Genomic DNA, 24,872 nt, shown 5'->3' with positions numbered 1-24,872 from the left:
CTGGGCCTGACCTACGAAGAAGACGCCATGCGGCTGCTGGCAGGAAAATAAAGCGGCAGGGCCACACAACGTGGCCCGGGTTATTTTAGCTTTCTTTAATTAAAACGCTTATTAATACAACCAAAACGATCAGAATTAAAATACTGAACAACCGCCATCTGCGTTCACTTTTGCTACACATTATCTTATCCGGTAATTGAAACGGCCTTAACCCGGAAATTATAGCCCCGTGAATACCGTGGCAATGTGAGTTTAACCGTAGTTTCTACCCTCTTCCTCCGGTGATTGACGTTTCCGGGATCCGTTTGGGAAACGGAACTTATTGTACGTGAAAGCTATTTGTTGACCCTTACGGCAATTTGCTCGAGGCTCTGACCACCAGTTCCGGCATCTGCCCGCGGCTGCCGATCACGTTATGTCCGGCCAGCACTTCAAACAATAGCGTGACGGCCTGACGGGCAACCTCATCGAGGTGCATGTTCACCGCCGTTAGCGGCGGCAAAGATTCCCGGGCGCGAATACCGTCATAACGGGTGGCTAAGCGAATCCGCTGCGGTATGGCGATCGCCGCATCGTGAAAAGCACGCACGGCGCCACAAGCAAAAGTATCAACCAGCACCAGGACGCCATTGACTTCGGGATGTTCCTGCAACATCTGACACGCAGCCTGATAGCCAGCCGCTTCCCCTTCCTGCTCATCAAGATAATAGATCACCGGCGCCTGCCTTCCTTTACACCAGCGGTGATAGGCTGCCTCAGTTTCCAGCGAGGAAGTCCGCGGCGTATGCCCGACAAAGAGCGCGCAACAGTCGGCGCCTTCAGTCTGCAGGTGGGTCAGCAACATTTTCGCCGTCGCTTCCGAATGCAAATCCACCCACGGTAGCGGCGTCGGTGTTCCCGGCGTGCGGCCAATAGTGATGCATGGGATCCCCGCCTGTTGCAAAGCTTGCAGCAGTGGATCGTTTTCGGCGGGTTCCAGCAGAATGGCGGCATCAAAGGTCACCATGTCCAGCGGGTTCTTCCCGGGCGGGACCAGGATCAGCGCATGCTGCTTTTCCAGCGCCATAATCGCCGTCGTAAGCGCGACCTCCATCATAAAACCCAGCTTCGATGCTCCGGAAGCAATGGTCAGCGGCAAGGAAGAAAGCAGTGCAATAGTGTTGGTTTTGCCGGTACGCAACTGACGGGCGCGGATATTCGGCGTGTAGTTCAGTGTCTGAATCGCCTCCTCAATACGTTGCCGGGTCTCAGGTTCGACAAAACGGGGGTGATGTAACGCATTAGATACGGTGCCAGGCGATACGCCAGCAAGGCTTGCAACATCAATGAGTCTGGCGCGTTTTTTATCTTGAGCAGTCATCTGGCTGGCGTTCCCTCCCGAGAGTTTATGCTCAGATTAGCACATTTCCAGTGTATGAATTTCCGCGCTATTACATAACAAAATCATATGAAGAAAGTGACCATTTACCGTAGCTCACTGGCAAGCATTCCTGTCTAATGGCGTTTAATTAAAACGTTTTAATGACGTATTTTGCAAGAAACCAATCACTTCAGGAGGCTACGTGACACAACTATCTCAGGATGCAGCATTCACCCTCGGGCGTCGTCCGAGCGGGCTGATCTTCTCCGATTTGGAGAAAAGCTTCGGCGGCTATACGCTCTTCGCCCCACAAACTACCGAAGGCCGGGTATATCTGGTTGATGAGCTTGGAAAAGTGGCGCACCAGTGGCAACTCCCGGTTCGTGCCGGACGCGATGCGGTGCTGCTGCCTAACGGTAACCTCGGCTATAACGGTAGTCACGGCACGTCAGCCAATCTCTATCCGGCCTGGGATCTCTGGCACGGCGGGGATTTTTATGAGGTCACTCCGGATAACGAAGTGGTCTGGCATTATGAGGATATATTCCATCACCACGACGCGCAGTGGCTGGCGAACGGTAACCTGCTGTATACCGCGGCGGTGCCACTGCCGGCGGAAATTGCCGCTCGCGTTACCGGCGGCGATCCGCGCCGCGATGCGCCGGACGGCGTCATACAGAGCGATGTCGTCAAAGAGGTCAATCGCGACGGTGAAGTGGTATGGGAATGGCGCGTCTGGGAGCATCTGGCCCCGGAAGATTTCCCGATTCATGAGATCTTCGACCGCCGCCACTGGCCGATGATAAACGGTCTGTCGGTCACCCGCGAGGGCCTGGTGTTGATGAGCCTGCGCACCACCTCCGGGGTGATTGCCGTCAATAAAGAGAGCGGCAGCGTGGTATGGCACGTGGGGCCGGATGTCGTCGCCCAACAGCACACCCCGATTGAGATGGAAAATGGTTCTATTCTGGTGTTCGATAACGGCAACCTGCGCCCCGGCGTGACCTCGCCACACTCCACGGTGCTGGAGTTCGACCCGCACACCCAGGCTATTCGCTGGCAATATCGCGATATTTTCCCGCCGGCCTTTTTCTCACCCTATATGGGAAGCGCTCAGCGCCTGGCCAACGGCAATACCTTTATCTGCGAATCCGCCTTCGGTCGACTGTTTGAAGTGACTCCGCAGGGAGAAACGGTATGGGAATACATTATTCCTTACTTCAATGAATATCCGGACCATCTTAGCAAGGGGATCATCCCCGGTAAGCAGAACAGCAGCTTCCGCGCGCACCGCTATGCGGCCGATGCGCTGCCGTGGCTGAAATAATCGCTCTTCGCCGGCGCGGGTCGGCGGGGAGGTTCTCACGTCTTTGGGAGGAATTTATGCCGTATTCTGACTCCGCCGTACCGGAAAACGAAGCCTTGCCTTGGCAAACTAAACTGCTGCTGGCCCTTCAACACGTGTTGGTCGTGGCCGCTACGCCGATCACCGCCGTTTTTCTTATTGCTCAGGCGCTTCACTTCAGCTCTGGCGTCACCACATCGCTGCTAAGCGCCACCTTTCTAATGTGCGGGCTGGGGGCCATCCTGCAAAGCCTCGGTATCGGCAGCTTCGGCGCGCGCCTGCCGTTTATTATGGTGCCGGGCGGCGCGCCTATCGCGATCTTCATCGCTATCGCTTTACAGACCAATATCCAGACGGCAATTGGCGCGGTGATCTTAACATCGCTGTTTTATTTTATTGCCCTGCCCGTTTTTCGCCGTTTTCTGCACCATTTCCCGCCGTTTATTATCGGGATTATGCTGCTGCTGGTCTCCATCAACCTGATTCGTCTGTATGGCGGACTCATTATCGGTCAGCCGAGCAGTAGCCACTTTGCGCAGCCCACCAACATTATTCTGGCGCTGGTCACCATCCTGATTACGCTGATCTTCGCCGTGGCGTTCAGCGGCATCCTACGTCAGCTGTCGGTCATGTTCGGCCTGCTTGCGGGCACGCTGCTGGCAATGCTGCTGGGCATCGCCGATTTTAGCGGCGTCAGCCACGGACCGCTGTTCAGCCTGCCGCAGCTGTTTCCGTTCGGCTGGCCAATATTCAATCTGTCAGCGTCACTGCCGCTGCTGATTTATGCGGTGATTTCCATGGCTGAAGCGACTGGGCAAACGATTGCCACCGCAGAGATCGTCAAATCGACACAAAACGTCCATCAGGCCATTCCCCGAACCATCCGCGGCGACGCCGTTATTTCGCTGCTGGGCGGCGTTTTCGGTACCTCATTGATCATCACCTCCGGCGAAAATATCGGCGTGGTTCGGACCACTAACGTCAAATCACGCTACGTCACGGCGATTGCCGGATTGCTGTTAATCCTGATTGCGCTATTCTCGCCGCTGGTGCGCCTTGCCGCCTGTCTACCCGGTCCGGTAGTCTGCGGGACGGCGGTGATTGTCTTCAGTATCATCGGGGTCATCGGTATCGATATGATTGCCCGCGAGCCGCTGCACAAGCCGGGAAAAACCTATGCCTTAGCCACTGGTCTGGCTATGGGGATGCTGCCGATCCTTGTGCCTGGCCTGTACCAGAATTTCCCCGTCGGCGTGCAGATGATATTGGGCAACGGTATGGCAGCGGGTACACTCACCGCGATCGTCGTCAACTCGTTATTTCTGGTGAGCGAAAGGCGGGCCGCCATGCGACTAAAAGGCTGAACCGATACACCGAATTGACCCGTTAGCCGTAGTGTTGTTTGGTTTCCGTGAGGCAGAATAACGGGCTTGCCAAAGCACTGAGCGAAATTGACCGCATCGAGCGAACCCTGTTTATACTCGACAGGTTCCGTGATCCAGCACTGCGTTGGCGGGTTCAGACGGGGCTGAATAAAGGAGAATTCTGTTACGCGCTGAAACGTGCTGTATTCATGCATCGACTGGGTGAAATCAGGGACCGAAAATCAGAGCTATCGGGCCAGTGGGCTGACTCTGCTGACGGCGGAAATCTCGCGGCGGAATACCGTGTATATGGAAATGGCGGTCGATGCCGTGAAGCGTAATGGGATGGAAATCAACGAGAAACCACTCTCGTATTTGTCCTCGTTAGGCTAATCTGACAGGTGATTATATTTGGAAAAGCAACCGGATACCTGCTTCCGGTAAGTTTCGGCGTCTGAGACCAGTTAAAGTCGGAAAGTCAGAAAATAGCCTTAACGTACAATAATTTTCGATATCCACACCGACTCCCTTCCCGGCCAGACACTTGTCTCGTCTTTAGAGAAGTTCTGCATCCAGAATCCGAAGCCCATATTTGCCTTGCGCTAAAAAGCAAAAACCCACCGTGGGTGGGTTTAGGCCAGTTCTTAAGCTGACGCTGCCTGTTCAACAGAGAATCCAGGCTTTCAATTCTGGCCGCGGGTACGAGGCCAGTCTCATCACACCGGCATATTCATCACTTCTTGATAAGCCGAAACCAGCTTATTACGCACCTGCACCCCTAACTGCAGCGAGATGGACGATTTTTGCAGATCGACCATCACGTCATTCAGGCTGATGCCCGGCGCACCGACTTCGAAATCCTGTGCCTGCTTGCGCGCAGCCTGCTGGGTATCGCTGATCTTGCCGATCGCCGCCTTCAACTCACTGGCAAAACTGACGCCCTGCGCGGATGCGCCTTGCCCCATCTGCCCTGCCTGAATCGCCGTGGCCTGCAACTGCTGCAAAACCCCTTCAATACCCTGAATTGCCATTATGACCTCAATAAAAACGCTGCTGCCGGACGTTGTTGCATCAGACACTACTTTGATGCTGAACACCCTAACACAGCATTTTCATCCTAAAGCGGTTAATTAACTGCAAAAAACCCGGCTTATCGGGCCATCGAAATGGGCCCTAAGGGCGAATAATAACATGCCCAGAAATGGGAGCGCCGCTATACCCGTCGCTTTTCAAGTTGCAGCGTTGTTGTCTGCCCGCGCTCATCCCAATCACTGTAGGGGGCGAATAAAATCGCCCCGATTAACTCAGGCGCAGCATGCCGCGCCCCTACAAGACCCCGGGATGAGCGAGCGGGTCGCCTGGCAGCAACTTGAAAGGCATAGGGTATATTTATATGTGTATCAGGGAGTCTGTTTTGTCACACAACGCTAACCACACCGTTCATCAGCCTGGCAGGGAGCTACGCCGTGGCCCGCACCGGATCCTGAGCGTCATTGAAGGACTCGGGCTAAAATGAATGCTTCAATCTCCGCTACTGAAAGCCGCGATAATGGCCTGCTGGCCATGTGGAACCGCCTGCGCGCCAACCCCAAAGTCCCGCTGCTGATTGCGGCCTCCGCAGCCATCGCCATCGTGGTCGCGCTGCTGTTATGGGTGAAAAGTCCAGACTACCGCGTGCTGTACAGCAACATTAACGATCGCGACGGCGGCGCCATCGTCACCCAGCTGACGCAGATGAACATCCCCTACCGCTTTGCCGAAAACGGCGCGGCGTTGCTGATCCCAGCCGAAAAAGTGCATGAAACCCGTCTGCGTTTGGCGCAGCTCGGCCTGCCTAAAGGCGGTGCCGTGGGCTTCGAACTGCTGGATCAGGAAAAATTCGGCATCAGCCAGTTCAGCGAACAAATCAACTATCAGCGCGCGCTGGAAGGTGAATTGTCCCGTACCATCGAATCACTGGGGCCAGTACAAAACGCCCGGGTGCACTTGGCTCTGCCCAAGCCTTCGCTGTTTGTCCGCGAGCAAAAATCCCCTTCCGCTTCCGTGACCCTGACGTTGCAACCGGGTCGGGCCCTGGATGACGGCCAGATCAACGCCATCGTTTATATGGTCTCGAGCAGCGTAGCCGGTCTACCGCCGGGCAACGTGACGGTGGTCGATCAGGCCGGCCGCCTGTTAACGCAGTCCGACGGCACCGGACGCGATCTGAATGCCGCACAGCTTAAATACGCCAGCGAAGTGGAAAACCGCTACCAGCGCCGTATCGAAGCGATTTTGGCTCCGATGGTCGGCAGCGCTAACGTACGCGCTCAGGTCACCGCACAGATCGACTTCTCCACTCGCGAGCAAACTGACGAACAGTACCAACCTAACCAAGAGCCAAATAAGGCCGCCGTACGCTCACAGCAAATGAGTCAAAGCGACCAAATTGGCGGGCCATTGGTCGGCGGCGTGCCGGGCGCATTGTCCAATCAGCCGAGCGCACCGGCTGCTGCCCCGATTGAAACCGCCCAACCGGCCACCGCCGGCAATAATGCCGACGCAGCTAAAACCGATACGGCCACGGCGCGCAGTTCGGCAGCCAAGGGCAGCGGGCCGCAAAACTCCCGCCGCGATGAAACCATCAATTATGAGGTCGATCGCACCATTCGCCATACCCAGCATAAAGCCGGGACGGTACAGCGCCTGTCGGTCGCGGTGGTCATCAACTATCGCGGCACCGATAAGGACGGCAAACCACTGCCGATAAGCAAAGAGCAGCTGGCGCAGATCGAATCGCTGGCGCGTGAATCCATGGGCTTCTCCAGCGCCCGTGGCGATACCCTCAACGTGGTCAACACGCCGTTTACCGATAACGAAATTACCGGCGGCGAGCTGCCGTTCTGGCAGAGCCAGTCGTTTATCGATCGTCTGATCGATGCCGGTCGCTACCTGCTGATCCTGCTGGTCGCCTGGGTGCTGTGGCGCAAACTGGTGCGTCCGCAACTGCAAAACCGTCAGGCGGTACAAAAGGCCGCGCTCGCCGCCGCCGCTACGCCAATGGCCAAACCGGCTGACAGCAGCAAACCCAGCAATGAGGAGCTGGCGCAGCACAGGAAATCCCAGCAGCGCGTCAGTGCAGAAGTCCAGAGCCAGCGGATCCGCGATTTGGCTGATAAAGACCCACGCGTGGTCGCTCTGGTAATCCGCCAATGGATGAGTAACGAACTATGAGTCTGACCGGAACCGAAAAAAGCGCCATCCTGCTGATGACGCTGGGCGAAGATCGTGCCGCCGAGGTGTTCAAACACCTTTCCTCGCGTGAAGTGCAGCAGCTGAGTGGCACTATGGCCAGCATGAGCCAGGTGTCGCACAAGCAGCTCAATGAAATCCTGCGTGAATTTGAAGACGACGCCGAACAGTATGCCGCGCTGAGCGTCAACGCCAGCGACTACCTGCGTTCGGTGCTGGTCAAGGCGCTGGGCGAAGAACGTGCCGCCAGCCTGCTGGAGGACATTCTCGAATCTCGCGAGACCACCACCGGCATGGAAACGCTCAACTTTATGGAACCAATGAGCGCCGCCGATCTGATCCGCGACGAACATCCGCAGATCATCGCCACCATCCTGGTTCACCTCAAGCGTGGCCAGGCAGCGGACATTCTGGCGCTGTTCGACGAACGTCTGCGCAACGACGTGATGCTGCGTATCGCCACCTTCGGCGGCGTGCAGCCGGCGGCGCTGGCGGAACTGACCGAAGTGCTGAACAACCTGCTCGACGGTCAGAACCTCAAGCGCAGCAAAATGGGCGGCGTACGCACCGCAGCCGAGATCATCAACCTGATGAAAACGCAGCAGGAAGAGGCGGTTATCGACGCCATGCGCGAATACGACGGCGAGCTGGCGCAGAAGATCATCGACGAGATGTTCCTGTTCGAGAATCTGGTGGAAGTCGACGATCGCAGCATCCAGCGCCTGTTGCAGGAAGTGGAAGGCGAATCCCTGCTGGTGGCGCTCAAAGGCGCGGAACAACCACTGCGCGAGAAGTTCCTCAAAAACATGTCGCAACGCGCCGCAGATATCCTGCGCGACGATCTGGCCAACCGTGGCCCGGTGCGCATGTCGCAGGTGGAGAACGAGCAGAAGGCTATCCTGCTGGTGGTCCGTCGTTTGGCCGAGAGTGGCGAAATGATTATCGGCGGTGGCGAGGACACCTATGTCTGATCGCATTAATACCCTGCCCTGGCAGCCCTGGTCGCTCAGCGATCTCAACGAGCCCAAACCGGTGCTCGACCCGTTGCCGCTGCCGGTGGAAATCACCGACGGCGCACCGCTGGACGACAGCCTGGTTCGGGAACAACAGCTCACTCAGCTCCGTCTGCAGGCGGAGCAGCAGGGCCAGCAGTTGGGCTATGCGGACGGACAGCAAAAAGGCTACGACGCCGGCTTCCAGGCTGGCATGGAAGAGGGTCGCCAGCAGGGCTTGCTGGAAGCTCAGCAACAGCAACAACCGCTGACCGCGCACTGGCAGCATCTGGTGACGGAATTCCAGCACACGCTGGACGCCCTCGACAGCGTGATTGCCTCGCGCCTGATGCAGTTGGCCCTGACTGCCGCCAAACAGGTGCTGGGCCAACCGCCGGTGTGCGACGGCACTGCCCTGCTGGCGCAGATCCAACAGTTGATTCAGCAAGAGCCGATGTTCAGCGGCAAGCCGCAATTGCGCGTGCACCCGGATGACTATCAGCGAATCGAGCAACAGTTGGGTGCCACGCTCAGCCTGCACGGCTGGCGGTTGCTGGCGGACGGTCAGTTGCATCCTGGTGGCTGCAAGGTCAGCGCCGACGAAGGCGATCTTGACGCCAGCCTGGCAACCCGTTGGCATGAACTCTGCCGTCTGGCCGCTCCGGGAGACGTGTAATGACCCTGCGCCTCGGCCGCTGGCTGACCTCACTGGATGCGCTGGAAAAACGCATCGCACACGCCCCGACGGTACGCCGCTACGGCCGCCTGACCCGCGCCACCGGTTTGGTGCTGGAAGCCACCGGGCTACAGCTGCCGATCGGTGCCACCTGCCTGATCGAGCGTCACGACGCCGGTGAGGTCCAGGAAGTAGAAAGCGAAGTGGTCGGCTTTAACGGCCAGCGGCTGTTTCTGATGCCGCTGGAAGAAGTGGAAGGCATCGTGCCCGGCGCCCGGGTTTACGCCCGCATCTCGCCGGAAGGCCAAAGCGCCAGTAAGCAGCTGCCGCTCGGTCCTGCCCTGCTGGGCCGGGTACTGGACGGCAGCGCCAAGCCGCTCGACGGCCTGCCCGCACCGGAAACCGGCTACCGTGCGCCGCTGATCACCGCCCCATTCAACCCGCTGCAACGAACGCCGATCGAACAGGTGCTGGACGTCGGCGTGCGCACCATCAACGGCCTGTTGACCGTCGGTCGCGGTCAGCGCATGGGGCTGTTTGCCGGTTCCGGCGTCGGTAAAAGCGTGCTGTTGGGCATGATGGCGCGCTACACCCAGGCCGACGTGATTGTCGTCGGTCTGATCGGCGAACGTGGCCGTGAGGTGAAAGACTTTATCGAAAACATCCTCGGCCCCGAAGGCCGGGCGCGTTCGGTGGTGATCGCCGCACCGGCGGACGTCTCGCCACTGCTGCGCATGCAGGGTGCGGCCTACGCCACACGCATCGCTGAAGATTTCCGCGATCGCGGCCAGCACGTGCTGTTGATCATGGATTCACTGACGCGCTACGCCATGGCGCAACGTGAGATAGCCCTGGCCATCGGCGAGCCGCCGGCCACCAAAGGCTATCCGCCTTCCGTCTTCGCCAAGCTGCCGGCACTGGTTGAACGCGCGGGCAACGGCATCAGCGGCGGCGGGTCCATTACCGCCTTTTATACCGTGCTGACCGAAGGCGATGACCAACAGGATCCGATCGCCGACTCGGCACGCGCCATTCTCGACGGCCATGTGGTGCTGTCGCGACGCCTGGCGGAAGCCGGCCACTACCCGGCCATCGACATTGAAGCCTCCATCAGCCGCGCCATGACCTCGCTGATCGACGAAGAGCACTATCGTCGGGTGCGTAACTTCAAACAGATGCTGGCCAGCTACCAACGCAACCGCGATTTGATCAGCGTAGGCGCTTACGTCGCAGGCAGCGACCCGCTGCTGGATAAGGCCATGACGCTGTATCCGCAGATGGAAGCCTATCTGCAGCAAGGCATTTTCGAACGCAGCGGCTATCAGGACGCCTGCCAGCAGCTACAGCAGTTGATCGTTTAACGTCACCAAAGGCGCAAACCCGATGAAACCACAGTCCCCCCTGATTACCCTGCGCGATCTGGCGCAGGATGCAGTAGAACAGGCGACTCGCCAACTGGGCCAGGTGCGCAAAGCTCAGCAAGCCGCTGAACAGCAACTTTCCATGCTGCTCAACTATCAGGATGAGTACCGTCAGAAGCTGAATAATCAACTGAGCGGCGGTATGGAATCGTCCAACTGGCAGAACTACCAGCAGTTTATCGGCACGCTGGAACAGGCGATCGCCCAGCACCGCCAGCAGTTGACGCAGTGGGGAGAGAAAGTGGACCACGCGATGAAACAATGGCAGGACAAACAGCAACGGTTGAACGCTTTCGAAACCCTGCATACCCGAGCCCAGAGCGCGGAGTTGCAGTTGGAGAACAAACGGGATCAAAAACTGATGGATGAGTTCGCTCAACGCAGTGCACAAAGGAATATACATCAATGAACCTGAACGCTTTGCCGGGCCTGTCGCTGCCGGGCGATACCGGCCTGCTGCCGGACGCGCAGCTCCCGCTGGATGAGTCATCGCTCTCTTCCGCTTTTGCTCAACTGCTTGGCGCCCGCGTGCTGCCGGCCGACAAGTCCGCAGGCAAACTGTCACCGATGGCGTTGAGCGCAGAAGAAGACTCTGCGCCGCTGAGCCGCAACCAACTGACGCAGTTACTGGCCGCATTCGGCGAACGCGATGGGCTGTTAGCGCCTTCGCTGTTAACGCAAGGCCAGCCAGCCGCCATCAGTAACGACGAAGAGCCGACGTTGAAGCAACCGTCGCACGACGCCGCGCTGCGGCCTGCCGGTGAGATCGACGCCGCTACGCTGCAAGCGCTGTTCGCCATGCTGCCAATCGCTATTCCCCCAGCAATGCCTGATGCAGGTACCGGCGCGGCGGAACTGAGCCTTGAAGGCGATCTAGATACCCCTCAGGCTGCAACGATCCAGAGCGCTTCACTGGGGCGCCAGGCTGAGGTAACCGGCACGCAAAAGGCACCAACGCCGGTAACTCCAGCTTCGCTCGGCAGTGAAAGCCGTGCCGACATCCCACAGCAAATTGCAGTTGCGCACGAAAAACCGGATGCAGCGGCGTTGAAGCTTGGCGCCGATAGCCAATCGCCAACGCCAAACGTCCCTCTGATGGCCCCACCGGTCTCCAGCCCGACGATCGCGGCAGCGCCAGGCGCTGCGTTGGTCACTGCCCCGCCTACGCCGCAGCTAAACGCCCAGTTGGGCAGCCCGGAGTGGCAGCAGGCGTTGAACCAACAGGTGCTGATGTTCCATCGCAACGGTCAGCAAAGCGCCGAGCTGCGTCTGCATCCGCAGGAACTGGGAGCGCTGCAAATCACCCTCAAGCTGGATGACAACCAGGCACAGCTGCACATTGCCTCGGCACACGGACAGGTTCGCGCCGCCGTGGAGGCCGCGATGCCGCAACTGCGTCACGCGCTGGCTGAGAGTGGCATCAATTTGGGACAAAGCAGCGTGGGCGGCGACCAGATGCCGCAGTGGCAACAGGCGCAGCAGCACAATGGTGGGCAGCAGGGCCGCCCGGATTATCGCGAGCGTCAGGGTGACGGCGATTTGTCCGGCGATGCTCACAGCGCACCGCCGGAATTGCAGGCGATGGCCCGCGCCGTCAGCGGCGTTGATATTTTCGCCTGAGTGGCCGCAAACGCCCAAGCTGGCACGCTTTTCCCTGCCTATTCTGGCTATTGCGTGCCGGAATAGGCGCGATAATACCGCTACCCTTCATACTTGAAGCTGCATCATTGTTGGCTGCATTTGCGCGCCCCGGTCACATAGTTATCTATGCTGCTGAGGACTTACAAACTTGCCGTCGCGATGCAACTCCAAATACTTTGGGTAAATAATGTCATGCGTGCGGCTTTTACACGCGCTATATACCCGCGAGATCTTAGGTTGCAGCTTGAAAAATGAAGGGCATATACCCTATGGATTTCAAGTTGCAGCCAGGCGCCCAGCTCACTCATCCCCAGGGGCTTACTCAAGTAAGTGACTGGGGGAGTGAGTGCAGGGAACAACGCTGCAGCTTGAAAGACGACGGGTATAACAACAGGAATTTGATTTAGCTATGTCTCAAAATACCCTACCGGCAGCACCGAAACGCTCCCTTCTGGTCATACTGCTGGTGCTGATAACCCTCGTCGCCTGCGGCGCGGCCGGCTACAGCTGGTGGCAGCTCAAGCAGCACCAGGAGGGCGCGCAGCCCGTAGCCAAAGAACTCCCCCCGGCCGCACCGGTGTTTATGCCGCTGGACACCTTTACCGTCAATCTGCTGACGCCCGATAACAACCCGGATCGGGTGTTGTATATCGGCCTGACGTTACGCTTGCCGGATGAAAGTACCCGCCGCCAACTGAATGATTTCCTGCCGGAGGTGCGCAGCCGTCTGCTGATGCTGCTGTCTCGTCAGGAAGCGGGCCAGTTGAGCAGTGAACAAGGAAAGCAGCAACTGGTGGCGCAGATTAAGGACGTGCTTAGCCCGCCGCTGGTTAAGGGACAACCGAAGCAGGTGGTCAGCGACGTGCTGTTCACTGCCTTCATATTGCGGTAATCACTATGGGCGACAGCATTCTTTCACAGGCAGAGATCGACGCCTTGCTCAACGGCGACAGCGCGGGTGATGAACCCGAAGCGGTTGCCCTCAATGAGAGCGAGGTCAAGCCGTACGATCCGACCACCCAGCGCCGAGTGGTGCGCGAACGGCTGCACGCGCTGGAAATCATCAACGAACGTTTTGCCCGGCAGTTCCGCATGGGGTTATTCAACCTGCTGCGCCGCAGCCCGGACATTACCGTTGGCCCGATCAAGATCCAGCCGTACCACGAATTTGCTCGCAACCTGCCGGTGCCCACCAACCTGAACCTGGTGCACCTGAACCCGCTGCGCGGTACTGCGCTGTTCGTGTTCGCACCGAGCCTGGTGTTTATCGCCGTCGATAACCTGTTCGGGGGCGACGGTCGCTTTCCCACCAAAGTGGAAGGCCGCGAATTTACGCCAACCGAACAGCGGGTGATCAAGCGCATGCTGCGGCTGGCGCTGGACGCCTACGGCGACGCCTGGAGCGCAATTTACAAGATTGACGTGGAATACGTGCGCGCTGAAATGCAGGTGAAGTTCACCAACATCACCACGTCGCCAAACGACATCGTGGTCACCACCCCTTTCCAGGTGGAAATTGGCGCGCTGAGCGGTGAGTTCAACATCTGCATTCCGTTTGCCATGATCGAACCGCTGCGCGAACTGCTGACCAACCCACCGTTGGAGAATTCGCGGCAGGAAGACAGCCACTGGCGTGAAACGCTGGTGAAGCAGGTGCAGCATTCCGAGCTGGAGCTGATTGCCAACTTCGTCGATATCCCGATGCGCCTGTCGAAGATCCTGAAGTTGCAGCCGGGCGATGTATTACCGATTGATAAACCGGATCGCCTCATCGCCCACGTCGACGGCGTGCCGGTTTTGACCAGCCAATACGGCACGTTAAACGGGCAGTACGCCCTGCGTGTTGAACATTTGATTAACCCTATTTTGAATGCTCTGAGTGAGGAACAGCCCAAATGAGTGATCCTAAGCAACCGTCTGGCGAAGGAAAGGAATCCGTGGACGATCTGTGGGCTGATGCGTTTAACGAACAGCAAGCAACCGAAAAGACGTCTGCCAGCGATGCGGTGTTCAAATCGCTGGAGCCGCAGGATACCAGCGGCAGCCTGCAGGATATCGATCTGATCCTCGACATCCCGGTCAAATTGACCGTTGAACTGGGCCGCACCAAGATGACCATCAAGGAACTGCTGCGCCTGTCGCAGGGCTCTGTCGTGGCGTTGGACGGGCTGGCGGGTGAACCGCTGGATATTATGATCAACGGTTATCTGATTGCCCAGGGCGAAGTGGTGGTGGTGGCCGACAAATTCGGCGTGCGCATTACCGATATCATCACCCCTTCCGAGCGCATGCGCCGCCTGAGCCGCTGATGAACCCAAGCGCCGCCACGCCCACCGCGGGCACCTTGCAATCCACCGAGCCGGCACTGCCGGCCGGTTCAGTGCTGACGCAGGTCAGCAGCGCACTTGGCGGCATTTTGCTGCTGATCCTGCTGGCCGGCTGGCTGTTTCGTCGCCTGGGGTTTGCCCCGCAGGCACGCAACAGCAAACTGCTCAATCTGCGCGCCAGCTGTCAGGTTGGACAGCGCGAACGCGTGGTGGTGATCGAAGTGGATAACACCTTGCTGGTGTTGGGCGTCACCGCCCAGCAAATCACCCCGCTGCATAGCCTGCCCGCGCCGGTGCAGGACACCGACGCCGCCGAAGTGACCACGCCGGCGGATTTTCGCCAACTGATGCAAAAAGTTCTCAAACGTCCGGAAAAATCGGCATGAAATCCCTCGTTCAGTGTGTCGCCTTCTGTGGGCGAGGCAAAATACTTCTGCGCGTATTGGCAGCGGCTTTACTGTTGCTCAGCCCCACCGCTTTCGCACAACTTCCCGGTCTGATCAGCCAGCCATTAGCCAACGGTGGCCAAAGCTGGTCGCTGCCGGTGCAAACCCTGGTGTTGCTGACTTCGCTCAGTTTCTTGCCGGCCATGCTGCTGATGATGACCAGCTTCACGCGCATCATCATCGTACTGGGTCTGCTGCGCAATGCCCTCGGCACCCCCTCTGCCCCACCCAACCAGGTGATGTTGGGCCTGGCGCTGTTCCTGACCTTTTTCATTATGTCGCCGGTGTTCGACAAGGTTTATCAGGACGCTTATCTGCCGTTCAGCCAGGACAAAATCAGCCTGGACATCGCGCTGGATAAAGGTTCACAGCCGCTGCGCGAGTTTATGCTGCGCCAAACGCGTGAAACCGATCTGGCGCTGTATGCCAAGCTCGCCAACCAGCCGCCGCTGGCCGGGCCGGAAGCGGTGCCGATGCGCATCCTGCTGCCGGCCTACGTCACCAGCGAACTGAAAACCGCGTTCCAAATCGGCTTCACGGTGTTTATTCCGTTCCTGATTATCGATCTGGTGGTCGCCAGCGTGTTGATGGCGCTGGGGATGATGATGGTGCCACCGGCAACCATCTCGTTGCCCTTCAAGCTGATGCTGTTTGTTCTGGTGGACGGCTGGCAACTGCTGCTGGGTTCGCTGGCGCAAAGTTTTTATTCGTAATTCGCGGCATACCCGCCGCCACAGAGGGATCCATAATGACACCAGAATCGGTTATGGCGCTGGGCACCGAGGCGATGAAGGTGGCGTTGGCCCTGGCCGCGCCGCTGTTGCTCGCCGCGTTGGTCAGCGGCCTGGTGGTCAGCCTGCTGCAGGCCGCGACCCAGATCAACGAAATGACGCTGTCGTTCATTCCCAAAATCCTGGCGGTGGTCGCGACCATCGTGATTGCCGGACCGTGGATGCTGAACCTGCTGCTGGACTATATGCGCACGCTGTTCACTAACCTGCCCAACCTGATTGGTTAACCATGCTCACATTTGACAGCGCGCAGTTCGGCGTCTGGCTCAGCCAATATTTCTGGCCGCTGCTGCGCATTTTGGCGCTGATCAGCACCGCGCCGGTATTCAGCGAAAAGCAGATCAGCAAGAAGGTGAAAATTGGCCTCGGCGGGCTGATCGTGATACTGATTGCCCCCGGGCTGCCCACCAGCACCGTGCCTATTTTCTCTGCGGCCGGTTTGTGGCTGGCGGCCCAGCAAATCCTGATCGGTGTCGCGCTGGGCCTGACCATGCAGTTCGCCTTCGCGGCGATACGGCTGGCCGGCGAAGTGATCGGCATGCAGATGGGTTTGTCGTTCGCCACCTTCTTCGATCCCAGCGGCGGGCCGAACATGCCAGTGTTGGCACGGCTGCTCAACCTGCTGGCGATGCTGCTGTTTCTCAGCTTCAACGGCCATCTGTGGCTGATTTCTCTGTTGGTGGACAGCTTCCATACCCTGCCGATCCAGGCCGAGCCGCTTAACGGCAATGGCTTTCTCGCCTTGACCCAGGCCGGTTCGCTGATTTTCATCAACGGCATGATGCTGGCACTGCCGCTGATCTGCCTGTTGCTGACGCTGAACATGGCGCTCGGCCTGCTTAACCGCATGACACCGCAGCTGTCGGTGTTCGTCATCGGTTTCCCGGTGACCATGACCATTGGCATTATGACCATCGGCATGATGATGCCGATGCTGGCGCCGTTTTGTGAGCACCTGTTTGGCGAGTTCTTCGATCGCCTGGCCGATGTCGTCGGCAGCATGACCCCCTAGCATTACCCTCACAGTGCGGCTTAACGGCCGCCTGACGCCGGATAAAGTGGCAACAAATTCCCTTTCTCAGTATAAAAAATTGGAAAAAGCAAATTATCACTATTTGCCTTCAATTACTCTTATTGGCTTGAATAATAAAATACCCACCCTAGAATGTCCTTATTAAATAAAAACATCAAAAAAAAATAAATTCAATAAATAAGGAGTGGGACACACTGTAAAAAACAGAGACGTGATAATAAAAGCATCCATTTAATGCTCGTTATAATTTAAAAAACATCACCGGCATGCCCGGCGAAGCTGGCACATTTATTTTCTACGGAATTATTACTTACCCTACAAAAGGAATATAAAAATGAAAGCTAAAACCAACCGAAGAGCACGCAGGGCCTTAGGCCTGGCACACTGGGCCACCAACCGTTCTCAGATTGCCTTGTCACCCAATGGTGAAAAATGGCTGGTGGTAAAAAAGAAAAAATAACCACGGGGGTTATCCCAAAAAAATATAATTTGCGCTCTTATCTCTGCACTCCCCCTTGAATATTCTAACGCTTCCCGCCGTTAAATTCAGGCAGATATAAGTGCACATAATTTCGGGTAGCCGAAAAAAAGGCACGTCACGCCAAACCTGTGTGGGGGAAGCGTGACGTGCCAAACAAGTGCGCCCGGTTTCAAGAATTCCCTACCGCTGCTACGCAGCAATAACGTCTTCTAAGCACACCCAAAGAGATTGCCCGCCGTGACTGCACGGCAGGCTAAGAGCTATTTATTACCCGGTACTATGGATTTCGATGCCCCACCCCAGCTAGCGTAGGGGCGCGGTATGCTGCGCCCGTATCAACCATACTGGAGTGGATCTATCGGCCCCGCACAGCAAAGGGGATTAGCGATTCAACTGGAACAGCGACATCCCCTGCATATCCCCGAAGGTTTTGTATGACGCCTGCAAGGCCGCCTGCTGCATGAAATAGCTGGAAATCGACTCGGCCAGATCGGCATCAACCAGCGCGCTCATTTGCGTTTTGTTGATCATGTCGCGGTCCTTGCCGATACTGTCCAGCGTATCCATTTCCTGCAGTTGGCTGCCCAGCTCCGCGCGCACGCTAAGCACTCTGTTATAAGAGTTGTCCAGGCCGCGGTTGGCTTTGGCCAGCGCATCGTTCACCTGCTGCTTGGTGGCATCATCCGCATCCTTCTGCGGTGTTTTCAACGCCTTCAGCGCGATATCAATGCTTTCAAACACGTTAGCGACGGAGGCGCTGCCATCCGGTTCCGGCTTCGGGTTGCTGGTCAATGCCATGAAGACCTTATCGCCGGTATGCCCAATGGTCATGGTGCGGTTGGCATCCACTTTCTGCTCGACCGGCGTGTTGCCGCCGACATAGCTGACCGATCCGCCCTTGTCTTCAAAGGGAGGCTTGTCGTTCACAAAACCGCCAAACATATAGCGGCCGTTGCCGTCGGTGCTGTTGGCCTGGTTGAGCAGCTGATCTTTCAGCCCCTGCAGCTGGGTCGCCAGCGAATCGCGGTCGTCGTCGCTTTTTGTGCCGCCGGCGCTGACGATCAGCGCTTTCATATCGGAGATAGTGCTGGTCACCCCGGACAGCACGGTCTCTTCCATCGACACGTTTTGACGGGCAAAGGTCCGCGCCAAGGCATATTGGGTGTTTTCCGACTGTGATTGAGCCAGCATCACCGCCTGCGAAGCCGCCAGAGGATCGTCGGACGGATTGCTGACTTTTTTGCCGGTGGAAAGCTGCTCGGCGGCTTTCATAAACAGCGACTGGTTACCGGTAATACCGGACATGTTCTGTTGGTACATCATGCTGGTGGACATGCGCATGGTGCGGGTTCCTCAAAATCAGCGACCGGAACCGCCAAGGCTCCGGTCAAAGTGGAAATCAACGGATATTCAGCAGTGCGTCAAACATTGAGCTGGCGGTTTGAATGACCTGTGCATTGGCCATGTAATATTGCTGAAAACGCAGCAACTCACCGTACTCTTCGTCCAGGTTGACGCCGGAGATCGACTGCTGCTGAATGGTCAGCTGCTTGACGATATTGGCCTGAGAAGTCGCCGAAACCTTGGCCGATGCCGTCTGGTTACCAACGCTGCTCACCATGCTGGCGTATGCGCCGCTGAAGGTGGCTTTGCCGTCGACCAACTTTTTGGTCTGCAGATCGAGCAGCTTTTTGGCGTTTTCGTTATCGCCGCGGCCGCTGTCGTCTTTGCCGGCAGCTGCGATGTTCGCCGAGTCGGTAATCGCGACTTTCAAGCTGCCCGCCACGTCGCTGACCGGCTTCACGGTAAAGCTGTCGTTCTTTTGTGCCGTGCCGTCGATATCAACCTTCAGGCCGTCAAAGCTCAGCGTCGGTTTGCCGGTGGTGGCATCGACGCCCGCCGTGGCGTTGACCTTCACGTTGTCCGGCAGGCGACTGACCTGCCAATTGCTGCCGTCGAACTCCACCCGGTAATCGTTGGCCTTCACCTTGCTGGTATCGGTGTAGGACACCGACAGCGCCGCATCGCCGGCATTGCGGCTGTTATCCACCACGCGCCCACCACCGAAGCTGAAGAAATCGGTGCCTGCGTCGCCGTTGAGATCGAACCCGGCACGGTGCTGCTGGTTAAAGCTGTCCGCCATCGCCAGCGCCAATTGCCCCAACTGGTTGCGTGCGCTATCCAGCGATTCGCTGCGGAACTTCAGTACGCCGCTGACGCTGCCGCTGGTAATTTGCCCTTCCGGCACTTCGCTGACGCCGTTGCCGCGGTTATAGCCGATGGTCAGGCGAGAAGGATCGCCGCTGGAAGGCACTGCCTCCACCTGGTAGGCATTGCTCCCCTGCACCAGCGTCAGGCCGTTGGCGAAAGACACGGTATAAGCATCACCGTCTTGCTGCATCACCTGCACGCCCACCACCTGGTTTAACTCAGTCACCAGTTGGTCGCGCTGATCGAGCAAGGCATTCGGCTCACCGCCGCTGCCGCGCAGGCGGGTAATTTCATCGTTCAGTTTGGCGATTTGCTGGCTGTAGCTGTTGATCTGGTTAGCGCTGTCGCTGAGCTGTTGGTTAACGCCGCTGTCCATATCGCGCAGGTATTTGTCGGTGTTATTGAACTGATTGACCAACCCATTGGCCTTGCCCAGCACCGTTTGGCGCGCGGCGTCATCGCCGGCGTTGCTGACCAGGTTCTCCAGGTTGCTGAAGAAATCCTGCATATTGGTCGACAAGGTATTGGTTTTGCTCGCCAGCAGGTTATCGATCTGCGAGATTTTCTCGAAGTAGGCGTTCTGTGCCCCGGCCTGGCTCTGTGCTCCGCGCAACTGATTGGTGATGAACTGGTTGTACTCGCGGTTAACGCTGGTCACGGTGACCCCGTTGCCAATGAAGCCACTCATGGTACTCATACCGCCGTTCTGCGCCAGGATCGCAGTCTGTCGGTTATAGCCCGCCACGTTGTAGTTAGAGATGTTGTTACTGACGGTGCTGAGCGCCACCTGAGCCGCATTCAGCCCGCTCATCGCGGTATTGATTAAGCTGTTGGACATAGAAGTTCCTTTTGCTGCGGCGCCGGTGGCCCACAGGAGTCAATTAATCTGCTGAGCCGTTCACTCAGCCTGTCTTGGTTATCGGCAAAAACGGGGGAAACTTGAGGGAAAAATCCGGGTCCAGCATGCTGGACCCCTACATTTAAATACGGCCTATTGCGTAGGGGCGCTGCATGCTGCGCCCAGTGGCTAAAAAAGATCCTTCAGGTCGTGGGTATACGCCTTCACCACCTGCTCGCCGGCGTTTTTCATCTGCTGTATCACGCTGACCAACTTGCTGGCATATTGCGGATCGGTGGCATAACCGGCCTGTTGCAGCGCCTGCGCCGCCTGCTCCGGGCTGCGGGCGTTGGCCACCCCGGCGTAGCGTGGGTTATTGGTCAACAGCTTGACGTAGTCGGCCATCGCCTCGACGTAAGATCCGTAAACCCGGAACTTCGCCTTGATTTTCTTCGCCGCGCCCTGCTCGAACTCGGTGGTGGTGATCTCGGTCACCGGCCCGTCCCAGCTGCCGCCTGCCTTGATGCCAAACAGGTTGTAGCTCGGCGAACCGTCGGCGGCCGGGATCTCACGCTGACCCCAGCCGGACTCCAGCGCGGCCTGCGCCACAATCAGCTGATGCGGAATGCCGCTCTGCTGGCTGACGACGCGTGCAGGAGTAGACAGCCGGGCGACAAAGTTGCCGTTATTGAGCGACAGCGGGGCCGCGCTCGGCGCTTTTGGCACCGCGCGGCGGAGAGTCTGCTCCAGCGCCTGATTCGGCAACGTTCGCAACACCTCATCGTCCAGCGCCATCGGCGACGTGCCTGCCGTTTCGCTCGGCACCGCGTTGGCGTTGCTCATCTGCTTCACCATCATGTCGGCCAACCCCAGGCCTTTCTGCGACATCTGCTGGGCAATTTGCTGGTCATACATTGAGGTGTAGAGCCGAGACTGATCGCTGCTCAAGATCCCATCCTGCGGCAGCGCGGCACGCATGCTTTTCAGCATCATCTGCACGAACATGCCTTCAACCTGCTGCGCCACCTGTTTCAGGTTGCCCTGCGGATCGCTCGCCGCATCGCGTTTCAGTCCATTAAGCGCCTGCGCATCATAGGCGGCGCCCGACATTGCCATCAGATCGCCGGCCATCAGATAATTTCCAGCTTGGCGCGCAGACAGCCGGCGCTTTGCATCGCCTGCAGGATAGACATCAGATCGATCGGCGTTGCCCCCAACGCGTTAAGCGCGCGGATCACGTTGTTCAGATTGGCGCTGGCGTTGACCTTCTGCAGCGAGCCGCCCTGCTGTTGCACCGAAATCTGGGTGTTCGGCGTCACCACCGTTTGCCCGCCGCCAAACGGGGTATTTGGCTGGCTGACGGTATTTTGCCGATCGACCACCACCGACAGGTTGCCTTGCGCCACCGCGCAGGAATCCAGGATCACGTCACGGTTCATTACTACCGAACCGGTGCGTGAGTTGATGATCACCTTGGCGTCGATCGCCCCGACGCTGACGTTAATGTTCTGGATCTCCGCCAGGAAGCGCACCTGCGAACTGTTGCCCTGTGGCACCAGCACCTGAATGGTACGGGCGTCCAACGGTGAAGCCGTGCCACCGCCGCGTTGACGGTTGATGGCGTCGCTGATCTGTTGTGCCAGCGTAAAGTCTTCATCGTTGAGCTGCAGGTTAATCACCCCGCCGGCCCCGAAGGTGGTCGGCAGCTCGCGCTCAATGGTGGCGCCGTTGCTGATGCGCCCACCAGCCAGTTGGTTAACCTGTACGCTGCTGCCACCGGCCGAAGCGCCGGCTCCGCCGACCAGCACGTTGCCCTGCGCCAGCGCGTAAACCTGATTATCTACCCCTTTCAGCGGCGTCATCAGCAAAGTACCGCCACGCAGGCTCTTGGCATTACCCATGGAGGACACCACCACGTCGATGTTCTGCCCGGTGCGCGAAAACGGCGGCAGCTTGGCGGTGACCATGACCGCCGCCACGTTTTTCAACTGCATGTTGGTGCCCGGTGGCACGGTGATACCCAACTGCGACAGCATGTTGCTCAGGCTCTGGGTGGTGAACGGGGTCTGCATGGTCTGGTCACCGGAACCGTCCAGCCCCACCACCAGTCCGTAACCGATCAGCGCGTTATCGCGTACGCCCTGCACCGTGACCAGATCGCGAATGCGCTCCGCCGCGGCCGGCAGGCTCAGCGCACTAATCACCAGCGCCATTAGAAATTTCTTTAACATTGGAACCTCATTCGCCTTACCCACAAGGCGTTATTGTCGCAGGCAGTTTGGAGGCGGGCGGCGCACAGGGAATGGAGCGTACACGCAGTACGTGACTGCCCCGAGCACTGCCCAACCTCAAAATGGCAAGAAAAATAGCCTGTACTCAAAACGGTGAGACATTTAAGAAGAAGCGTTGTAACCACCCCATGGTCTGCGCTTCGTTGATATAGCCGTTGCCGACATATTCAATGCGCGCATCCGCCACCTGGGTGGAGGTAACCGAGTTGCTGCCGCTGATGGTGCGCGGGTTGACGACCCCGGAGAAACGGATGAATTCGGTGCCCTGATTAATGGCGATCTGTTTTTCCCCCACCACGTGCAGGTTTCCGTTCACCAGCACCTGATTGACCGTCACGGTAATGGTGCCGTTAAAGGTGTTGTTGGCGTTGGCCCCGCCCTTGCCGCCGAAGGTGCTGTCACCGGAGATATCCATGTCGGCACGCGCGTTGCCCAGCAAACCATCGAGGTAGCGCGGCGAGGTGGCCACGCCGAACTTGCTGGCCCCGTTGCGGCTGGCGTTGGCAGAGGAGCTTTTGCTGGCGCTGACGTTTTCCTGCAGCACGATCGTCAGGGTATCGCCGACGTTGCGCGGACGACGGTCTTCAAACAGCGGCTGATAACCGTAGTTCATCGGCTGCACCGTCTGGAAAATGGAACCGTTCGGCACGGGCGCGCCCGCCGGCGCCGGCTGTGCCGTGGTAGCCCCGTCCACCAGGGGTTTATGTGGAATGTAAGCGCAGCCGCTCAGCGTCAGCATCACCATTGCCGCCAGCCAGCGTTTTCCTTGCGGCGGGTTTTCCATCAGAGTTGTGGTTACCACGGGTATCGCCTTTGTTTCACAAAATAGGGTTACGGGCGCTGCAGCGCCCGTCAATTACAGTTGCGTCAGCTTTTGCAGCATCTGATCGGACGTCGATACCGCTTTGCTGTTGATTTCGTAAGCACGTTGGGTCTGGATCATGTTGACCAGCTCTTCCGCCACGTTGACGTTGGAGGTTTCCACATAGCCCTGATACAGCAGACCTGCACCGTTTAGCCCAGGCGTGCTCTCGTTCGGCGCACCGGAACTCTCGGTTTCCTGATACAGGTTCTCGCCCATGCTTTCCAGGCCGCTGTCATTGATAAAGGTGGTCAGCGTCAGTTGGCCCACCTGCTGGGCGGCGGTCTGCCCCTGCAGGGTGGCGCTGACGATGCCGTCGCGGCCGACGGTGATGCTCAGGGCATTGGCCGGAATAGTGATCGCCGGTTGCACCTGGAAGCCGCTGGCGGTCACCAGTTGGCCGTTCTGATCTCTCTGGAACGAGCCGTCGCGGGTATAGGCCAGGGTGCCGTCCGGCATCATCACCTGGAAAAAGCCCTGCCCCTTGATGGCGATGTCCTTGCTGTTGTTGGTCTGCGACAGGTTGCCCTGGCTGTGCAGACGCTCGGTCGCCACCGGCCGCACACCGGTACCGATCTGCAGCCCGGACGGCAGCGTCGTCTGCTCGGAGGACTGCGCCCCCGGCTGACGCATGGTCTGGTACAGCAGATCTTCGAACACTGCACGCTGGCGTTTAAAACCGTTAGTGCTGACGTTGGCCAGGTTATTGGCGATCACGTCCATATTGGTCTGCTGCGCATCCAGACCGGTTTTGGCAATCCATAAAGATGGGATCATGGGTTATTTCCTTGCTAATTAACTCATTGATAACAATGAATTGGCGCGCTGTTCATTTTCATCCACGCTGTGGATGACCTTCATCTGCATTTCAAAGCGGCGGGCGTTGGCAATCATGTCGACCATGGTTTCCATCGGTTTGACGTTGCTGCCTTCCAGCACGCCCGGCATCACCTGCACCAGCGGATCGTTCGGCAACTGATTGCCGCGCTGCCGTTGGGTTTCCGGCGTCAGGCGGAACAACCCGTCATCGCCACGCATCACTTCGCGCGCGTCGGCCTTCACCAGTTTCAGCCTGCCGATCTGTGCAATGCTGTTCGGTGGATCGCCCGCATTCAGCGCCGAGATGGTCCCGTCGGCGGCAATGGTGATCTCTGCCGACGGGGGTACCTCAATCGGTCCGCCGTCGCCCATCAGCGGCACGCCCTGCACCGTCAACTGCCCGGTGGAGGAGATCTGGATGTTACCGTTACGGGTGTAGGCTTCGCCGCCGTCCGGTAGGCTGACGGCCAGAAAGCCGTCCTGCTGCAGCGCCACGTCCAGCGGGCGGGCGGTGTAATTCAGCGCCCCCTGGCTCATGTCCGCGCCCGGCGTTGACGCGGTAACCAGCGTTCGCGTCGGCAAGCTTGGCCCATCCACCGGCACGGCACGCAGCGCCGACAGCTGGGCGCGAAAGCCCGGTGTCGATGCGTTGGCCAGATTATTGGCGGTGACAGACTGCTGCTCCAGCGTCTGTCGCGCTGCGCCCATCGCGGTATAAATCGCGTGATCCATAAATCAGTCCT

At 58.3% G+C, this 24,872-nt stretch carries 25 protein-coding genes and 1 pseudogene; 17 read left to right on the top strand and 9 right to left on the bottom strand.

From position 1 onward, the window contains the following. Positions 1-349: 349 nt before the first annotated feature. Positions 350-1,360: a LacI family DNA-binding transcriptional regulator gene (locus tag AAZT04_RS09440; RefSeq protein WP_413510083.1), complete on the bottom strand. Its 1,011-nt coding sequence runs from the start codon at positions 1,358-1,360 to the stop codon at positions 350-352. Between the two features lie 202 nt (positions 1,361-1,562). Between AAZT04_RS09440 and AAZT04_RS09435 the strand changes: the two genes are divergently transcribed. The 3 genes and pseudogenes from AAZT04_RS09435 (at position 1,563) to AAZT04_RS09425 (ending at position 4,462) form a co-directional block, all read left to right on the top strand. Then, a complete protein-coding gene (locus tag AAZT04_RS09435) occupies positions 1,563-2,687 on the top strand; it encodes an aryl-sulfate sulfotransferase (protein ID WP_046373256.1) in 1,125 nt (374 codons plus the stop codon). Between the two features lie 56 nt (positions 2,688-2,743). Continuing rightward, the gene (locus tag AAZT04_RS09430; RefSeq protein WP_413510082.1) at positions 2,744-4,069 is read left to right on the top strand and encodes a uracil-xanthine permease family protein; all 1,326 of its coding nucleotides are present in this window, start codon (positions 2,744-2,746) and stop codon (positions 4,067-4,069) included. A 47-nt stretch (positions 4,070-4,116) separates the two neighbouring features. Next, positions 4,117-4,462, top strand: a pseudogene (locus AAZT04_RS09425) (Tn3 family transposase). Positions 4,463-4,785: 323 nt separating this feature from the next. On the opposite strand, the gene fliE reads toward AAZT04_RS09425, so the two are convergent. Continuing rightward, positions 4,786-5,100, bottom strand: coding sequence for a flagellar hook-basal body complex protein FliE (fliE, locus tag AAZT04_RS09420; protein ID WP_044552041.1), 315 nt, complete (start codon positions 5,098-5,100; stop codon positions 4,786-4,788). A gap of 481 nt (positions 5,101-5,581) precedes the next feature. Between fliE and fliF the strand changes: the two genes are divergently transcribed. From fliF to sra, 14 genes are all read left to right on the top strand, one after another. Then, complete coding sequence (gene fliF, locus AAZT04_RS09415) at positions 5,582-7,282, top strand: flagellar basal-body MS-ring/collar protein FliF (protein ID WP_434679822.1); 1,701 nt, start codon at positions 5,582-5,584, stop codon at positions 7,280-7,282. Beyond that, the gene (fliG, locus tag AAZT04_RS09410; RefSeq protein ID WP_012145670.1) at positions 7,279-8,271 is read left to right on the top strand and encodes a flagellar motor switch protein FliG; all 993 of its coding nucleotides are present in this window, start codon (positions 7,279-7,281) and stop codon (positions 8,269-8,271) included. The genes fliF and fliG overlap by 4 nt, the downstream gene beginning before the upstream one ends. Next, the gene (gene fliH, locus AAZT04_RS09405; RefSeq protein ID WP_020827500.1) at positions 8,264-8,968 is read left to right on the top strand and encodes a flagellar assembly protein FliH; all 705 of its coding nucleotides are present in this window, start codon (positions 8,264-8,266) and stop codon (positions 8,966-8,968) included. The genes fliG and fliH overlap by 8 nt, the downstream gene beginning before the upstream one ends. Beyond that, positions 8,968-10,329, top strand: a complete 1,362-nt coding sequence (gene fliI / locus AAZT04_RS09400; RefSeq protein WP_020827501.1) for a flagellar protein export ATPase FliI — start codon at positions 8,968-8,970, stop codon at positions 10,327-10,329. Before fliH ends, fliI begins: the two co-directional genes overlap by 1 nt. Before the next feature lie 22 nt (positions 10,330-10,351). Then, positions 10,352-10,798, top strand: coding sequence for a flagellar export protein FliJ (fliJ, locus tag AAZT04_RS09395; RefSeq protein ID WP_020827502.1), 447 nt, complete (start codon positions 10,352-10,354; stop codon positions 10,796-10,798). Then, complete coding sequence (locus tag AAZT04_RS09390; RefSeq protein WP_434679818.1) at positions 10,795-12,009, top strand: flagellar hook-length control protein FliK; 1,215 nt, start codon at positions 10,795-10,797, stop codon at positions 12,007-12,009. The genes fliJ and AAZT04_RS09390 overlap by 4 nt, the downstream gene beginning before the upstream one ends. A gap of 430 nt (positions 12,010-12,439) precedes the next feature. After that, positions 12,440-12,922, top strand: coding sequence for a flagellar basal body-associated protein FliL (gene fliL / locus AAZT04_RS09385; protein ID WP_020827504.1), 483 nt, complete (start codon positions 12,440-12,442; stop codon positions 12,920-12,922). Positions 12,923-12,927: 5 nt separating this feature from the next. After that, entirely contained in the window at positions 12,928-13,929 is a 1,002-nt protein-coding gene (gene fliM, locus AAZT04_RS09380; protein ID WP_020827505.1) for a flagellar motor switch protein FliM, read from the top strand. After that, positions 13,926-14,339 (top strand): flagellar motor switch protein FliN, encoded by a 414-nt coding sequence (fliN, locus tag AAZT04_RS09375; RefSeq protein ID WP_020827506.1) that lies wholly within the window; start codon positions 13,926-13,928, stop codon positions 14,337-14,339. Before fliM ends, fliN begins: the two co-directional genes overlap by 4 nt. Beyond that, a complete protein-coding gene (gene fliO / locus AAZT04_RS09370) occupies positions 14,339-14,743 on the top strand; it encodes a flagellar biosynthetic protein FliO (protein WP_048760257.1) in 405 nt (134 codons plus the stop codon). The genes fliN and fliO overlap by 1 nt, the downstream gene beginning before the upstream one ends. After that, complete coding sequence (fliP, locus tag AAZT04_RS09365; protein WP_046373249.1) at positions 14,740-15,516, top strand: flagellar type III secretion system pore protein FliP; 777 nt, start codon at positions 14,740-14,742, stop codon at positions 15,514-15,516. Before fliO ends, fliP begins: the two co-directional genes overlap by 4 nt. A gap of 35 nt (positions 15,517-15,551) precedes the next feature. Then, complete coding sequence (gene fliQ, locus AAZT04_RS09360; protein ID WP_041414697.1) at positions 15,552-15,821, top strand: flagellar biosynthesis protein FliQ; 270 nt, start codon at positions 15,552-15,554, stop codon at positions 15,819-15,821. Positions 15,822-15,823: 2 nt separating this feature from the next. Continuing rightward, positions 15,824-16,606 (top strand): flagellar biosynthetic protein FliR, encoded by a 783-nt coding sequence (fliR, locus tag AAZT04_RS09355; RefSeq protein WP_020827510.1) that lies wholly within the window; start codon positions 15,824-15,826, stop codon positions 16,604-16,606. Positions 16,607-16,961: 355 nt separating this feature from the next. Then, the gene (sra, locus tag AAZT04_RS09350) at positions 16,962-17,087 is read left to right on the top strand and encodes a stationary-phase-induced ribosome-associated protein (RefSeq protein WP_185959389.1); all 126 of its coding nucleotides are present in this window, start codon (positions 16,962-16,964) and stop codon (positions 17,085-17,087) included. 402 nt (positions 17,088-17,489) lie between these two features. Here the strand turns inward: sra and flgL are convergent, their stop codons facing one another. The 7 genes from flgL to AAZT04_RS09315 form a co-directional block, all read right to left on the bottom strand. Further along, positions 17,490-18,449, bottom strand: a complete 960-nt coding sequence (flgL, locus tag AAZT04_RS09345) for a flagellar hook-associated protein FlgL (RefSeq protein WP_115058586.1) — start codon at positions 18,447-18,449, stop codon at positions 17,490-17,492. A gap of 58 nt (positions 18,450-18,507) precedes the next feature. Then, complete coding sequence (flgK, locus tag AAZT04_RS09340) at positions 18,508-20,157, bottom strand: flagellar hook-associated protein FlgK (RefSeq protein ID WP_115058585.1); 1,650 nt, start codon at positions 20,155-20,157, stop codon at positions 18,508-18,510. A 189-nt stretch (positions 20,158-20,346) separates the two neighbouring features. Next, on the bottom strand, positions 20,347-21,288 hold the full coding sequence (gene flgJ, locus AAZT04_RS09335) for a flagellar assembly peptidoglycan hydrolase FlgJ (RefSeq protein ID WP_142815039.1): 942 nt from the start codon (positions 21,286-21,288) through the stop codon (positions 20,347-20,349). Continuing rightward, a complete protein-coding gene (locus AAZT04_RS09330; RefSeq protein ID WP_046373247.1) occupies positions 21,288-22,388 on the bottom strand; it encodes a flagellar basal body P-ring protein FlgI in 1,101 nt (366 codons plus the stop codon). Before AAZT04_RS09330 ends, flgJ begins: the two co-directional genes overlap by 1 nt. 145 nt (positions 22,389-22,533) lie before the next feature. Further along, on the bottom strand, positions 22,534-23,232 hold the full coding sequence (flgH, locus tag AAZT04_RS09325; protein WP_020827516.1) for a flagellar basal body L-ring protein FlgH: 699 nt from the start codon (positions 23,230-23,232) through the stop codon (positions 22,534-22,536). Between the two features lie 72 nt (positions 23,233-23,304). Next, the gene (flgG, locus tag AAZT04_RS09320) at positions 23,305-24,087 is read right to left on the bottom strand and encodes a flagellar basal-body rod protein FlgG (RefSeq protein WP_020827517.1); all 783 of its coding nucleotides are present in this window, start codon (positions 24,085-24,087) and stop codon (positions 23,305-23,307) included. 18 nt (positions 24,088-24,105) lie between these two features. Further along, positions 24,106-24,861 (bottom strand): flagellar basal body rod protein FlgF, encoded by a 756-nt coding sequence (locus AAZT04_RS09315; protein WP_020827518.1) that lies wholly within the window; start codon positions 24,859-24,861, stop codon positions 24,106-24,108. Positions 24,862-24,872: the final 11 nt, after the last annotated feature.

The organism is Serratia sp. Je.1.23.a (assembly GCF_051129805.1).
GTDB classification, from domain to species: Bacteria; Pseudomonadota; Gammaproteobacteria; order Enterobacterales; family Enterobacteriaceae; genus Serratia; species Serratia liquefaciens.
The sequence above is the reverse complement of the archived record's forward strand: the minus strand, read 5'-3'. Positions and strand labels throughout refer to the sequence as shown.